This window comes from Amycolatopsis sp. NPDC021455, assembly GCF_040640995.1.
Classification (GTDB): Bacteria; Actinomycetota; Actinomycetes; order Mycobacteriales; family Pseudonocardiaceae; genus Amycolatopsis.
In genome coordinates this window covers 1-13,878 of record NZ_JBFACT010000028.1, presented here as the reverse complement: position 1 = coordinate 13,878, position 13,878 = coordinate 1, and the positions used below count along the sequence as shown (strand labels likewise).

General features: G+C 72.1%; 15 protein-coding genes. 5 read left to right on the top strand and 10 right to left on the bottom strand.

Features of this window, described 5'->3' with window-relative positions; all coding sequences use genetic code 11:
* Window positions 1-6: 6 nt before the first annotated feature.
* Window positions 7-996, bottom strand: coding sequence for a bifunctional oligoribonuclease/PAP phosphatase NrnA (locus AB0G28_RS27310; RefSeq protein ID WP_361094775.1), 990 nt, complete (start codon window positions 994-996; stop codon window positions 7-9).
* Window positions 997-1,021: 25 nt separating this feature from the next.
* Here AB0G28_RS27310 and AB0G28_RS27305 point away from each other — a divergent pair, with 25 nt between their 5' ends.
* Window positions 1,022-2,053, top strand: coding sequence for an SAM-dependent methyltransferase (locus tag AB0G28_RS27305; RefSeq protein ID WP_361094772.1), 1,032 nt, complete (start codon window positions 1,022-1,024; stop codon window positions 2,051-2,053).
* Between the two features lies 1 nt (window position 2,054).
* Here AB0G28_RS27305 and AB0G28_RS27300 read toward each other — a convergent pair whose 3' ends face one another.
* Both AB0G28_RS27300 and AB0G28_RS27295 read right to left on the bottom strand, forming a co-directional pair.
* A complete protein-coding gene (locus AB0G28_RS27300) occupies window positions 2,055-3,200 on the bottom strand; it encodes an SPFH domain-containing protein (RefSeq protein WP_361094769.1) in 1,146 nt (381 codons plus the stop codon).
* An 18-nt stretch (window positions 3,201-3,218) separates the two neighbouring features.
* Window positions 3,219-3,446 carry a hypothetical protein gene (locus AB0G28_RS27295; protein WP_003084005.1) on the bottom strand — a complete coding sequence of 76 codons (228 nt, stop codon included), beginning with the start codon at window positions 3,444-3,446 and terminating at the stop codon, window positions 3,219-3,221.
* Window positions 3,447-3,607: 161 nt separating this feature from the next.
* Between AB0G28_RS27295 and AB0G28_RS27290 the strand changes: the two genes are divergently transcribed.
* The 3 genes from AB0G28_RS27290 to AB0G28_RS27280 are packed head-to-tail and all read left to right on the top strand — an operon-like array spanning window position 3,608 to window position 5,895.
* Window positions 3,608-4,153, top strand: a complete 546-nt coding sequence (locus AB0G28_RS27290) for a helix-turn-helix domain-containing protein (RefSeq protein WP_361094766.1) — start codon at window positions 3,608-3,610, stop codon at window positions 4,151-4,153.
* Entirely contained in the window at window positions 4,150-4,767 is a 618-nt protein-coding gene (locus tag AB0G28_RS27285) for a class I SAM-dependent methyltransferase (protein ID WP_361094763.1), read from the top strand. Before AB0G28_RS27290 ends, AB0G28_RS27285 begins: the two co-directional genes overlap by 4 nt.
* Window positions 4,768-4,800: 33 nt before the next feature.
* Complete coding sequence (locus AB0G28_RS27280; RefSeq protein ID WP_361094760.1) at window positions 4,801-5,895, top strand: hypothetical protein; 1,095 nt, start codon at window positions 4,801-4,803, stop codon at window positions 5,893-5,895.
* A 14-nt stretch (window positions 5,896-5,909) separates the two neighbouring features.
* Here the strand turns inward: AB0G28_RS27280 and AB0G28_RS27275 are convergent, their stop codons facing one another.
* From AB0G28_RS27275 to rimP, 7 genes are all read right to left on the bottom strand, one after another.
* Window positions 5,910-6,734 (bottom strand): alpha/beta hydrolase-fold protein, encoded by an 825-nt coding sequence (locus tag AB0G28_RS27275; RefSeq protein ID WP_361094757.1) that lies wholly within the window; start codon window positions 6,732-6,734, stop codon window positions 5,910-5,912.
* A 3-nt stretch (window positions 6,735-6,737) separates the two neighbouring features.
* Window positions 6,738-7,214 carry a 30S ribosome-binding factor RbfA gene (gene rbfA / locus AB0G28_RS27270; protein ID WP_361094754.1) on the bottom strand — a complete coding sequence of 159 codons (477 nt, stop codon included), beginning with the start codon at window positions 7,212-7,214 and terminating at the stop codon, window positions 6,738-6,740.
* A 19-nt stretch (window positions 7,215-7,233) separates the two neighbouring features.
* Complete coding sequence (locus tag AB0G28_RS27265; protein WP_003083991.1) at window positions 7,234-7,527, bottom strand: DUF503 domain-containing protein; 294 nt, start codon at window positions 7,525-7,527, stop codon at window positions 7,234-7,236.
* Window positions 7,528-7,682: 155 nt separating this feature from the next.
* Window positions 7,683-10,673, bottom strand: a complete 2,991-nt coding sequence (gene infB, locus AB0G28_RS27260) for a translation initiation factor IF-2 (protein WP_361095009.1) — start codon at window positions 10,671-10,673, stop codon at window positions 7,683-7,685.
* Between the two features lie 79 nt (window positions 10,674-10,752).
* Window positions 10,753-11,070 carry a YlxR family protein gene (locus AB0G28_RS27255; RefSeq protein ID WP_361094750.1) on the bottom strand — a complete coding sequence of 106 codons (318 nt, stop codon included), beginning with the start codon at window positions 11,068-11,070 and terminating at the stop codon, window positions 10,753-10,755.
* 77 nt (window positions 11,071-11,147) lie between these two features.
* On the bottom strand, window positions 11,148-12,194 hold the full coding sequence (gene nusA / locus AB0G28_RS27250; protein WP_361094747.1) for a transcription termination factor NusA: 1,047 nt from the start codon (window positions 12,192-12,194) through the stop codon (window positions 11,148-11,150).
* On the bottom strand, window positions 12,191-12,733 hold the full coding sequence (rimP, locus tag AB0G28_RS27245) for a ribosome maturation factor RimP (protein WP_361094744.1): 543 nt from the start codon (window positions 12,731-12,733) through the stop codon (window positions 12,191-12,193). The genes nusA and rimP overlap by 4 nt, the downstream gene beginning before the upstream one ends.
* 109 nt (window positions 12,734-12,842) lie before the next feature.
* On the opposite strand from rimP, the gene AB0G28_RS27240 reads away from it, so the two are divergent.
* The gene (locus tag AB0G28_RS27240) at window positions 12,843-13,787 is read left to right on the top strand and encodes a ferritin-like domain-containing protein (RefSeq protein ID WP_361094741.1); all 945 of its coding nucleotides are present in this window, start codon (window positions 12,843-12,845) and stop codon (window positions 13,785-13,787) included.
* Window positions 13,788-13,878 lie beyond the last annotated feature (91 nt).

Here is a 13,878-nt window from a genome sequence, read left to right as displayed (position 1 = left end):
CGGTGGTCACAGCAGCGGCGCCCGCTCCAGCGCCTCGCGCAACCCGGCGAGGACCTCGTCCGCGGTGCCCGCGATCGTGCAGCCCGCGGCCTGCCGGTGCCCGCCGCCGCCGAACTCGGCCGCCACCGCCGAGACGTCGATTCCCGTGGAGCGCAACGAAATCTGCCACTGTCCCAAGTGCGCCAGGTCCTGTTTGAGCACCGCCGCGACGGCCGCCTCGCGTACCGAGCGGACGACGTCGATGACCGACTCGACCTCTTCGCCGCGGACCGTCCGCGCCGCCTCCGCACCGACCACCGCGTGCACGAAACCCCGGCCCCGGGCCGCATCCGGCTCCAGCCGGGCCTCGCGAAGCACCGACGACAGCATCGGCAGCCAAGCGAACGGCCGCTCGTCGACGATCCGCCGCACCACCGCTTCGGCGTCGACGCCCGCTTCCAGCAGCCGCGCCGCCATCCGGTGCGTCTCGGGACTCGCCCGGCGGAACCCGCTGGTGTCGGTGACGATCCCCGCGTAGAGCCCGCGCGCGATCGGCTCGTCCAGTTCGGCGCCCAGCTCCTCGAGAACCCGGCCCACGAGGATCGCGCTGGCCTCGGCGCTCTCGTCGACCACATGGCAGGTGCCGTAGAACGTGTTGGTCGCGTGGTGGTCGATCACCAGCACCGCGCCGGCGGCCCCGACGCGCCCGGCGAGCCGGCCGAGCCGCTGCGGCACCGGCGTGTCGACGCAGACCAGCAGCGCTTCGGTGTCCGGCAGGTCGTCCGGGTGGGTGAGCAGGCCGTCCTCGTCGAGCCACCGCAGCGTCTCCGGCGCCTCGTCGGGCTCGCCGAAGGAGACACGCACCTTCGCGCCGCGCTGCAGCAGCGCCCGGCCGAGGGCGAGCGCGCTGCCCAGCGCGTCCGCGTCCGGCCGGACGTGCCCGAGCACCGTCACGTCGGTGGCCGACGCGAGCAGCGCGGCCGCGTCCCGGATGTCCTGCGCCAAAGTAGGGGTCACGGTGCGTCACGCTACGCTCTGCGGGATGCCTGAGTACGCGATGCTGGTCTACCCCTCGGCCAACCGGGTCTACGCCGCCTCCTCCCCCGCGCTGCTGCGCGCCGAGCTGGCGGTGTTCGGCGCGGGCCTGGCGGCCGAGCTGTCCGCGATCGAGGAGGTCGAGCTCGGCGGCGTCGGTTACGTGCGCTTCACCAGTTCGGCACCGCTCGGCGAGCGCGACCTCGCGCTGCTGTCGAACGTCTCGTCGCTGTACGCGCTGTTCGAGCTGGGTGACGGCGTCCTGCGCCCCATCCGGGTGACGCCGCTGGCGAAGGCCGACTCGGACCTGCTGACCATCCAGAAGTACGCGGGCAAGACGAACGAGCTGTTCACCAAGCTGCTGGTGAACGTGACGCTGCTGGCGACCGCGGACCCGTTCTCGGACAAGCCGAAGTACCTGCTCGACCCGCTGTGCGGCCGCGGCACCACGCTCAACCAGGCGATGATGTACGGCCTGCACGCGACCGGCCTGGACGTCGACGCGAAGGACTTCGAGGCGTACGAGGCGTTCATCAAGACGTGGCTGCGGAACAAGCGCGTCAAGCACACCGCCGAGTCCGGGCAGCTGCGGCGCAACAAGGTCCGGCTCGGGCGGCGGCTCGACATCGAGTACGCGCTGGACAAGGAAGCGTACAAAGCGGGCGACACGCGCAAGCTCACCTACTTCAACGCCGACACGCTCACGACCGACGAAGTGCTGCGGGCGAACTCCTGCGACGTGATCGTCACCGACGCGCCGTACGGCGTGCAGCACGGCAGCCACCGCGAGGCCGGGCTGCAGCGGAGCCCGCGCGACCTGCTCGCCGCGGCCGTTCCCGTGTGGACGCGGGTGCTGAAGCCCGGCGGCGCGCTCGGTATTTCCTGGAACACGACCGTGCTGCCGCGGGAAGAGCTCGTCGAGGTACTGCGCAAGGCCGGGCTCGACGTCCGCGAAGGCGGGCCGTGGGAAGAGTTCGCCCACCGCGTCGACCAGGCCATCCTGCGCGACCTGGTCGTCGCGGCGAAACCGGCTTCCTGAGCTACTGGGTGAGCTCCGCCGGGGCCTGCCCGTTCGCTTCCGGAGCCACCGCGGGAGCAGTTGCCGGCGGCGTGCTCAGGCCGCGCTTCACCGAGTCCAAGATGGACAGTCCCTGGCCGACGAGCCCGGCGGCCATCTCGCCGAGACCGTCGGCACCGTTGAGGATGTTGACGTTCGCCCCGGACAGCCCGCGCCCGGCTTCCTTGACGATCTGCGGCAGCTGGTCGATGAGCATCCGGTCGAGCGCGACGCGGTTGTGCGACGCGGCGGCCTCCGCCTGGATGCGCATCTTCTCCGCCTCGGCCTGGGCCAGGATGCGGATGCGTTCGGCCTCCGCGTCGGCGGGCTTGATCACCTCGGCCACCAGCTGCTGCTGCCGCAGCTCGGCTTCACGCTGGGCCAGCTCGGTACGCGCGTCGATGACCTCCTGCTGCGCCTTCGCCTGCGCGAGCGGCCCGGCCTGAGCGGCTTCGGCCTGGGCCGCCTCGACCTCGGCGCGGTACTGCGCCTGCACGATCGACGTCTGCCGGGCGTACTCGGCCTGCGTCCGCTGCGACTTCTGCTCGGCCTCGGCCGCCGTCTGGTTCGCCACCGCCTGGGCGATCTGCGCGTCCCGCTGGATGGCGGCGTTGTGCGGCGCGGCCATCGCGGCGATGTAGCCGAGCTTCATGTCGTCGATCGACTGGATCTGCAGCGCGTCGACGGTGAGCCCGATCTTCGCCATCTCGACCGCCGAGCCGTCGAGGACCTCGGTCGCCAGCTTCTGCCGCTCGGTGATGATCTCCTCGACGGTCATCGACCCGATGATGGACCGCAGGTGGCCGGCGAAGATGCGGCCGGTCAGCACGGACATCTGGTCCTGGTCGGAGAGGAACCGCTGGCCGGCGTTGACGATGCTCTCGGTGTCGTTGCCGACCTTGAAGGCGATCACCGCCCGGACGGTGAGGGCGATGGCCTGCTTCGTCACGCACACTTCGGTCACTTCCGCCTCGCACATGGCGAGCGTGAGGAACCGGACTTTCCGGAAGACGGGCATGACGAACGCGCCGTGGCCCGTGACGACCCGGAACGGCGACGCGCCCTTGCTGTTCTTGCCCCCGGAGATCAGCATCGCCTCGTTGGGAGCCGGCACGCGATAACCGAACATCGACTGTCCTTCTGCAAGCTAGGAAGCAGGATCCGAGGCGTCCCACGCCACGACGTCGACCGTGCGCCGTCCCCGGGTTTCCACGACCAGGACGGTCGTGCCCTTCGGCAGCTCCGTGTCGGACCAGGCAAGGAAGGTTTCCAGGCCGCCCCTGATCCTGATCAGCACCTCCCCGGGGCCCCGCTGCCCGCGGGTGCCGACCAGGAGTACTCCGGTGCGGCCGGACGGGGAAAGGTCGGAGTGCACAGGTGCCGACCTCCCCTCGGTGGCCGTCTCGGTGCGGGTTCACCCCCGCTGGGAACCATTGTGCTCCCGGCGGACCCGCTCGGTGAGCACTGTGAGGTTCCGATCAGGGAGGCAACCGGACGGGCCGCCCGGGCGTACGGTCCGCGGCTATACTCCGGGGCGTGACCGTCGAGCAACGTCCCCTGCGCGCGGACGCCCGGCGCAACCGGGAGGCACTGGTCGCGGCGGCGCGGGAAGTGTTCGGCGCCAAGGGCGTCGACGCCCCGCTCGACGAGATCGCGCGGCGCGCCGAGGTCGCGATCGGCACCCTCTACAACCGGTTCCCGACGCGCGCGGACCTGGTCGAGGCGGCGTTCCTGCCGGTGCTCGAAGAAGCGCAAGCGGTCACCGAGCAAGCCCTCGCCTGCGAAGACCCGTGGGAGGGTTTCGTCCTGTTCGTCGAGCGGTCGGTCCGGATGCAGGTGACCGACCGCGGGTTCACCCAGGTGTGCGTGCGGGCGTTCGACCCGGCGTCCGGGCTGGAGAAAGCCAAGCACGCCAACGCTTCCCGGATCGAGCGGATCATCGCGCGCGCCCAGGAGGCCGGGGTGCTGCGGCCGGACTTCCGCGGCGAGGACCTGGCGGTGGTGTTCGCCGGGGCGTCCGCGGCGCGGGATTGGCGACGCGGCCTCGCCCTGGTGCTCGACGGGATACGCTCGCGGGCATGACCTGGCTCGCGGACACCGCCACGTCCTACGACACGGTGGCGGACAGCTACGCGGATTTCGTCTCGGGCGCGCTCGAGAAGGAGCCGTACCTCAAGGCGGCGCTGACGCTGTTCGCCACGCAGGTCGACGGCCCGGTGGTGGACGTCGGCTGCGGCCCGGGCCACTTCACGGCGTACCTGGCTTCGCTGGGGGTCGACGCATCCGGCGTCGACCTGTCGCCGGGGATGATCGACCTCGCCCGCCGGTCGCACCCGGGGCTGCGGTTCGAGGTGGGGTCGATGACGGACCTCGCGCTGCCCGACGCGTCGGTCGCGGGCGTGCTGGCGTCCTGGTCGCTGATCCACATCCCGGACGACTCGGTGCCGGTGACGCTGAAGCACTTCCGCCGGATCCTGCGACCGGGCGGCCTGCTGATGATCGGTTACCACGTCGGCGCGGGGACCCGGCTGAAGACCGAGGGCTACGGCGGGCACCCGATGCGGGTCCACATCCACCTCCGGCAGCCGTGGTGGCTGGCCCGGCGGGTGCGGGAGGCCGGGTTCACCGTGGACGCGGAATGGCTGCTGAACCCGGAAGCCCCGACGCCGCAGGCGGTTCTCTTCGCTTCGAGCTAGCGGACACAAACGATCACGGGTTACGCTCGCCCCATGCCACTGGGGGTTATGCGCCGGTTCGCCGCGTTCGCGGCTGTCGTCCTGTCCGTGCTCGCCTCGGCGCTGCTGCTCGGCGCGTCCGCCGCGCAGGCCGCGCCGACGCCGCTGGGCAAGCAGAACTGGGTGGTCAGCGTCGCCGGCTTCACCGAGGCCCCCGGCAGCAACTACCTGCGGCTCGGCTATCTCGTGTTCGACCCGTCGAGCAACGCCGTCCAGCACAACTTCTGGACCTGGAGCCAGCGCGACTTCCCGGTCCCGGTCAGCAGCGGGGACGTCTACTACTGCGGCCAGTTCCAGCCGGGCACCAACCCGCGCAACAACTGCCCGATCAAGACCGCGCCGGGCTTCACCGGCGACCCGAACGGCCACTTCACCGGCACCTACGCCTACAACGCCACGTCCGGCCGGGTGACGATCACCTGGACCAGCAGCACCATCAACGGCTCGACGACCGCGGTGAACCTCGGCGAGACCTGGGCGGTCTCCGAGCTGCACCCCGGCCTCGGCCGGATGGAGCTGGTGACCGACACGTACTCGATCACCGGTGGTTACGCGTACGGCAGCAACGCCTCACTGGCCCAGACCAGCAAGGCGCCGATGAGCACGATTCGCGCCACCCAGCGGTCGTACGTGTACGAGGCGCACAGCTGGAACAACGACAAGATCACCACCGTGGCCCGGGGCACCGCGGGCAGCTTCACGGTGAGCCCCAGCTGGAACGCCTGCACGGACGGTTCGTGTCTCGGGTACGTGCAGTACAACGCGGGCTGCGACGCGGCGTCCTGCTGCGGGAAACCGGGTACCGCGGGGTACGACGCCTGCGTGCAGAAGCTCGCCGACAGCGGTGACCGGCGGTTCTACTACCTGACCGGCGACCTGGGCGGGCGGCGCAACAGCTACGAGTTCTGGTGCGAATGCCTGTCCTACGACGGCTGCTACCTGGCGAACAGCCACGTGCGCCCGCTGCTCCAGGTGATCGACGACGCGGGGGCGTTCCAGGGCTGGGTGGGCGCCGAGGTCAGTCCCGACCGGAGCGGCACCCGGGTGCTGGACGGCGAGTACTACGGCGCCTTCGCGATGGTGGCCTGACGCCCGCGGGCCGGTCACGACAGGCGTGGCCCGACGAACTTCAGGACGTCCGGCAGGATCCCGCGCCAGTACGCGTCGTCGTGCTTGCCCGGCGAGAACCGGGAGACCTCCGGCGAAACCGCCCGCACCAGCTTGCGGTCCGCGCCCAGGAACGGGTCCGACTCGCCGCACCACACGCCCAAGCCGCCGGGGTGCAGATCGGCCGTGTGCAGCAGGGGTTCCTCGGCCCGCCAGCCGGCTTCGTCCGCGAACACCTTGCGGCTGCGGGCGTCCGGCCAGCTGACGAACAGCGCCGCGCTCGCCGTGGCCACCGCCTTCAGGTCCGGGTGGGCGCGGGCGAACCGGAGCGCGCCGAAGCCGCCCATCGAAATGCCGAACACCGCCGACGGCGGGCGCAGGTCGCGTCCCGCCAGCCAGCCCGGGACTTCGTCGGTGAGCATGCGCTGCGGGTCGTCGCCGGAACCGACGTTCACCCAGTAGTGGTCGCCGTCGAGCGCCGCGATCGCGAACGGCGGTGTTCCGGCGCGGATCGCCGCCGTCAAAAGCTCAGGGACGCCCAGGGACAGGAACGTGCGCGCCTGGGCACCACGGCCGTGCAGGGCCAGGCACACCGGCAGACCTGCGGCCGGGACGCCTTCGGGCGTGATGAGCACCAGGTCGACGTCGGTGCCGCGGGCCGCCGAGTGCATGCGCTGGACCGTCACCGGATCCCGCAACGCCGACGGGCGGGCCGGCTCCGGTACCGCGGGCGGGCCGGGTGGGGGTCCGGACGGTGGAGACGAGCAGCCCGCCAGCAGCGCGAGGGCGCTGCCGGCGAGCAGGCCGCGGCGGGAGAGCACGGGTCAGCCCCGGCTCTCCTCCTCCGCGAACTCGTCTTCTTCGGACGCTTCGCGAGGCGCCTTGTACGGGTCGGCGTCGCCCGCGTGCTGAGCACCCGTGGCGCGCCGCGCGACCTCCGCGTCGGCCTCGCGGGCCTTCGCGAGCAGGTCTTCGATCCGCTTCGACTCCTCGGGGATCGTGTCCGCGACGAACGTCAGCGTCGGCGTGTAGCGGACCCCGGTGCCCTGCCCGACCTTCGTGCGCAGCACCCCGCGCGCCGACTCGAGCGCGGCCGCGGCGCCGGCGAAGTCCGGGACGGAGTCCAGCTTCTCGCCGAGCACCGTGTAGTACACCGTCGCGTCGTGCAGGTCGCCGGTGACCTTCGTGTCCGTGATGGTCACGTAGTTCAGCCGCGGGTCCTTGACCTCGTGCTCGATCGCCGACGCGACGATCTGCGAGATCCGCTTGGCGAGCTTGCGAGCCCGAGCAGGATCGGCCATGTCGTTCTCCTAGGAAGTGCTAATCGTCCGGACCGAGCAGCCGGCGGCGCGCGGAAAGCAGTTCGAACTCCGGTCTGCTCGCCACGTACCGCTCACACGAGTCGAGCACGTCACGGACGTGCTCGCCACCCTCGGCGACCACGGCCACCCCGATGAGGGTCCGGCGGTGCAGGTCGGTGTGCCCGGCTTCGGCCACCGACACGGCGAAGCGCTTGCGCACCTCGGCCAGCACCGGACGGACCACGGATCGCTTCTGCTTCAGCGAATGGACGTCGCCGAGCAGGATGTCGAGCTCGAGAGCTCCGACGAACATAGGCAAGTGAGTTTTGGTGTAGTAGGGACCACCCGGGGGTCCAGGGGGCTTGCCCCCTGGCGGGGGTTTGGGGGTTCGACCCCCAAGGGGCACAGCGTGGTGTAGTAGGGAGACACCGGGTGCGCGCGAGAACGCGCACCCGGTGTCGAACATCCTTACGCGCGAGGCTTTTCGCGCTGCTCGTACGTCTCGATGATGTCGTCGACCTTGATGTCGCCGTACGAACCGAGCGTCAGACCGCACTCGTAGCCCTCGCGGACCTCGACCACGTCGTCCTTGAACCGCCGCAGCGAGCTGATCGGCAGGTTCTCCGCCACGACGGTGCCGTCGCGGAGCAGACGGGCCCGGGCGTTGCGCCGGATCTCGCCGGACATGACCAGGCAACCCGCGATCGTGCCGATCTTGGAGGACTTGAAGACCTCGCGGACCTCGGCGCGGCCCAGCTCGACCTCTTCGTACTCCGGCTTGAGCATGCCCTTGAGGGCCTGCTCGATCTCGTCGATCGCCTGGTAGATGACCGTGTAGTACCGGACGTCGACGCCCTCGCGGGTGGCCCGCTCGGTCGCCTTGCCCTGGGCGCGGACGTTGAACCCGAGGACGATCGCGTCGGACGCGGTCGCCAGGTCGATGTCCGACTCGGTCACGCCACCGACACCGCGGTGGACCACGTTCAGCTCGACCTCGTCGCCGACGTCCAGCTGGAGCAGCGAGGCTTCGAGGGCCTCGACCGTACCCGAGTTGTCACCCTTGATGATCAGGTTGAGGCTGTTCGTCTCCTTCAAGGCGGAGTCGAGGTCCTCGAGGCTGACCCGCTTGCGGCGCGACGCGTTGAGCGCGTTGCGCGTGCGAGCGGAGCGGCGCTCGGCGATCTGCCGGGCGACGCGGTCCTCGTCGACCACCAGGAAGGTGTCGCCCGCGCCGGGCACCGACGTGAAGCCGATGACCTGGACGGGACGCGACGGCAGCGCCTCGGTGACGTCGACGTTGTGCTCGTCGACCATCCGGCGGACGCGGCCGTAGGCGTCGCCCGCCACGACCGAGTCACCGATGCGCAGCGTGCCGCGCTGGACCAGGACGGTGGCCACCGGGCCGCGGCCGCGGTCGAGGTGCGCCTCGATCGCGACACCCTGGGCCTCCATGTCCGGGTTGGCCCGGAGGTCCAGAGCGGCGTCCGCGGTCAGCAGGATCGCCTCGAGCAGGCCGTCGATGTTGATGTTCTGCCGCGCGGAGATCTCGACGAACATCGTGTCGCCGCCGTACTCCTCGGCGACCAGGCCGTACTCGGTCAGCTGCTGCCGGATCTTGTCCGGGTTCGCGCCTTCCTTGTCGATCTTGTTGATCGCGACCACGATCGGGGCCTTGGCGGCCTGCGCGTGGTTGATCGCCTCGACCGTCTGCGGCATCACGCCGTCGTCGGCCGCCACCACGATCACCGCGATGTCGGTCGAGTTCGCACCACGGGCACGCATGGCGGTGAACGCCTCGTGACCCGGGGTGTCGATGAAGGTGATCAGGCGCGGGTTGCCCTCGAGCTCGGTCTCGATCTGGTACGCACCGATGTGCTGCGTGATGCCGCCGGCCTCGCTCTCGCGGACCTTCGTCTTCCGGATCGTGTCGAGCAGGCGGGTCTTACCGTGGTCGACGTGACCCATGATGGTCACGACGGGCGGCCGGACCTGCAGGTCCTCTTCCTCGCCGGAGTCTTCGCCATACGTGATGTCGAAGGTCTCCAGCAGCTCGCGGTCCTCCTCCTCGGGGCTGACGACCTGAACGTTGTAGTTCATTTCGCCGCCGAGCAGCTCGAGGATGTCGTCCGACACCGACTGCGTCGCGGTGACCATCTCGCCGAGGTGGAAGAGCACCTGCACCAGCGAAGCCGGGTTGGCGTCGATCTTCTCGGCGAAGTCGGTCAGCGAGGCACCGCGCGGCAGCCGGATCGTCTCGCCCTGGCCCTTGGGCAGGCGGACGCCGCCGACGCTGGGCGCCTGCATGTTGTCCATGTACTCCTGGCGCTTCTGCCGCTTCGACTTGCGGCCCTTGCGCGAGGGACCACCGGGACGCCCGAAGGCACCCGCGGTACCGCCACGGCCACCGGGGCCGCCACGACCGCCGCCGCCACCGCGGAAGCCGCCGCCACCGGCCGGGGCGCCGCCCCCACCGGGACCGCCGCCACCCGGGCGGAAGCCGCCGCCACCGCCGCCGCCACCGGGGCCGCCGCGGAAGCCACCGCCGCCGCCACCGCCACCGGGACCGCCGCGGAAACCGCCGCCGCCACCGGGACGACCGCCGCCACCGGGGCCGCCACGGGCACCGCCACCGGGACCACCGCGGGCGCCGCCACCGGGACCGGCGGGACGCTGCGTGCGGCCCGGCATCATGCCGGGGTTCGGCCGCGGGGGCATGTTGCCCGGGCTCGGCCGGTTGCCACCGGCGCCGCCACCCGGCCGCGGGGCCGGACGGTCACCGGCGCCCTGGTTGCCGCCGCCGGGACGCGGCGGGCGGTTGTCGCCGCCCTGGCCGCCGCCGGGACGCGGAGCCTGCGGCCGCGGGGCCGGGGCGCCGGAACCGACGCCGAACGGGTTGTTGCCGACGCGCGGGGTGCGCGGGCCGGGCTTGGGACCGCCGGGCTTGGGGCCCTGCGGCTTCGGCGGGACGACCGAACCGGTGCCGCCCGTGGGCGGCGCGGCCGGGGTGTCCTGCTTCGGAGCGGCCGGGGCCTCGGACTTCGCGGCCGGGACCTGCTCCTGGGGCGCGGGCGCGGCCGGGCGCGGGCCGGGCCGCGGACCGGGACGGACGCCCGGGGCGGCCGGCTTCGAGGCCGGTGCCTGCTGCTGGGACTGCTGGGGCGGGGCCGCCGGGGCGGCCTTCGCCGCGGGGGCCTGCTGCTGCGGGGCCGGCGCGGCGGGCTTGGGCGCCGGGGCGCCCGGCTTCGCGGCCGGGGGTCCGGGGCGCGCCGACGGGCCGGGGGTGGGCTTCTTGGCGCCCTTGGGGGCATACGCGTCACGAAGACGGCGGGCGACGGGCGCCTCGACCGTGGACGACGCGGATTTGACGAATTCGCCCTGTTCCTTCAACTTGGCGAGCACGTCCTTGCTGGTGATGCCGAGCTCCTTCGCGAGCTCGTGTACGCGGGCCTTGCCTGGCACAACTCTCCTCATCTAGGGGAGGCCAGGCGGAAAAACCCGCTGACCTCGTCCTTATTGTCTGACGCTCATGGCTTCAGCTTCACGGCTGACTCATGACGGGTCGACCTGCTTCCTTGCTTCCTCGCGAACCCGGGGACGTCCCGGGTTCGTGGTGCGTAGTGGTGCGCTCGACGTGCTCGCGGACCTCGCGGGCGTCGAGCGCCCCGGGAGCCCGCAAGGCCCTCGGGAAGGCTCGCCGCCGTTCGGCCTTGGCCAGGCAGTCCGGGTCGGGGTGCAGCCAAGCCCCCCGGCCCGGCAGCCGCCGACGTTCGTCGACGACCACCCGCCCGGCCACCGCGACCACGCGCAGCAGCTCACCGATCAATGCCCGCCGCTTGCAGCCGACACAAGTCCGCACCGGCGAATTCCGGTGGGGCTGGTGCTCGGCTACCCGCCGCGGGCGTTGAACCACTCCTGAGTCTAGCGCTTCGACCTTCACTCAGCCGAACCGGTTGTCGCGGCGGGCCGCGGCGGACGGGCGTGGTCTTGATCACCCTCGTCGTCCGCAGGCGCGGCGTCGCTGCGGATGTCGATCCGCCAGCCGGTCAGGCGGGCGGCGAGGCGGGCGTTCTGCCCCTCCTTGCCGATCGCCAGCGACAGCTGGAAGTCCGGCACCACGACGCGGGCGGTCTTCGCCCGCTCGTCCACGACTCGTACCGAAACAACCTTCGCCGGCGACAGCGCATTCCCGACGAAGCGGGCCGGGTCCTCGGAGTAGTCGATGATGTCGATCTTCTCGCCGGCCAGCTCGCTCATCACGTTGCGCACGCGCGCGCCGACCGGGCCGATGCACGCGCCCTTGGCGTTGACGCCCGGCACGGTCGACTTGACCGCGATCTTCGTGCGGTGCCCGGGCTCGCGCGCGACGGCGGCGATCTCGACCGTCCCGTCGGCGATCTCCGGGACCTCCAGCGCGAACAGCTTGCGCACGAGGTTCGGGTGCGAGCGCGAAAGCGTGATCTGCGGGCCGCGGTTGCCGCGCGAGACCGTGACGACGTACGCCTTGATCCGGCTGCCGTGCTCGTAGGACTCCCCCGCCACCTGTTCGGCGGACGGCAGCACGCCCTCGGTGTCACCCACCTGGACCACGACCATGCCGCGCGCGTTGGCGCGGGCGTCGCGCTGGATGACGCCGGCGACGATCTCGCCCTCCTTGGTGGAGAACTCGCCGAAGGTCTTCTCGTGCTCGGCGTCGCGCAGGCGCTGCAGGATGACCTGGCGCGCGGTGGTGGCGGCGATCCGGCCGAACCCCTCCGGGGTGTCGTCCCACTCCTCGTCCACCTGGCCGTCGTGGGTCAGCGTGTGCGCCAGCACGCGCACCAGCCCCGTCTTGCGGTCGATGTCGATGCGGGCGTGCGGCTGGTGGCCCTCGGTGTGCTTGTAGGCGGTGAGCAAGGCCGTCTCGATGGCCTCGATCACCGTTTCGAAGGGGATGTCCTTGTCCCGTTCGATCGCCCGCAGCGCGGCGATGTCGACGTTCACTTCGACCCCTTCTCCGTCTCGGCCTGACCGGCGCCGATCATGCCGGACGCGTCGTCTTCCAGCAGTTTCAGATCCTCGGCGGCGGGCTGCTTGAACTCGATCTCCACGACCGCCTTCGCCACGTCGGCGTAGCGGACGTCGCGGATCTTGCCGCCTTCGAGGACGCGGGCGGCGTCCTCGCCCGCGTGGCCGACCCGGCCGATGAAGGGCGCGCCGTCGGCCGGGGTGACCTTCACCAGGCGGAACCGCGCGCGCCGCCAGTGGCGCGGCTGGGTGAGCGGGCGGTCGAGCCCCGGCGAGGTGACCTCCAGCGTGTAGGCGCTCGCGAGCACGTGCTCGTTCTCGTCGAGCACCGCCGAGACCTTGCGGCTGATCTCGGCGACCTCGTCCAGCCCGACCCCGTCGTCGGAGTCGACGACGACCTTGACCAGCTGCCGCCGGCCGGCCTGCTGCACCTCGAACGAATCGAGGTCGAAACCCGCGGCGGTGACGGCTTCGGCCACTATCGGCTGAAGCCGGCTGGCGAGTTCTCCTGGCACGTGGGGCTCTCCTGTCTCGGTCGGGTCGGTGGTGGACCAGCTTATCCGGTCGCCCGGTCACCCCGCGCGAGCGGCGGGGGCGCCCCGGGGCCTGGCAGGATGGGGCGGCGTGACCGGAAGACCGACCGAGCTGACCCGTCGTGCCGCCCTCCGCGCGGGGGCGCTGGCCTCCCTGACCACGCTGGCCGTCCCGCTCGCCGCGTGCGGGCCCGGCTACGACGAAAGCCCCGACCCGCTTCGGCCCCTGCTGGCCGCCGCCGAAGCCGACGCCACCGCCGCACGGGCGCTGGCCGCGGGCAAGGACGCCGACGCCGCGGGCCAAGTCGCCGACGCGCGCGCGGCGCACGCGGCCGCGCTGAAGTCCGAAGTGGACCGCCTGAACCGCCCCGCGCCGTCGCCGTCCCCGGCACCGCCGGCGCCCGCGGCGCTCAGCGACCTGAAGGAGCGGCTGGCGGCCGCCCGCAAGCAGGCCGAAGACCTCGTCGCCGGGCTGCCGCGCTACCGCGCCGGCCTCGTCGCGGCGGTCGCCGCGGGCTGCGCGTCGCTCCAGCGCGTCGCCCCGGCGCTCGGGCCCGGCGAAGACGCCCCGAAGGTGGGAGCCGCACCGTCCGGCGCCGTGCCTCAGGAGGCGGTGGACCCGCTGCAGGTGGCGCTGGCCGCCGAGCACGCCGCGGTCTGGGTGTACGGGCTGGTCGGCGCGTTCCTGCCGGGCGACTTCGGCGACGCCGAGAAGAGCGGCGCCGCGGAGCACGCGCTGCGCCGTGACTTCCTGCAGACGCTGCTGTCGGCGTCCGGGGCGACCCCGGTGGCGCCGGAACCGGCGTACGTGCCGAAGAAGCCGGTGACGGACGCGGCGTCGGCGGCCCAGGTCGTCGCGACGGCCGAGGCCGACTGCGCGTCGGCGTGGCTGGCGGTGATCAACCACACCGACGACGCGGGCCTGCGCACGACGGCCCTGCACGCGCTGGTCGCGGCGTCGCGGCGCGGCACGCCGTGGCGGTCCGAAGCGGGCGAGAAGCCGGCGGCGATCGCCATGCCCGGTCAGGCGAGCTGACCCAGCGCTCATGCGCCCCAATGTGGCGTTGGTTGCGTCCAACGCACCCAATGTGGCGTTGGGGGGGGGGGCCCCCCCCCACCCCCCACGA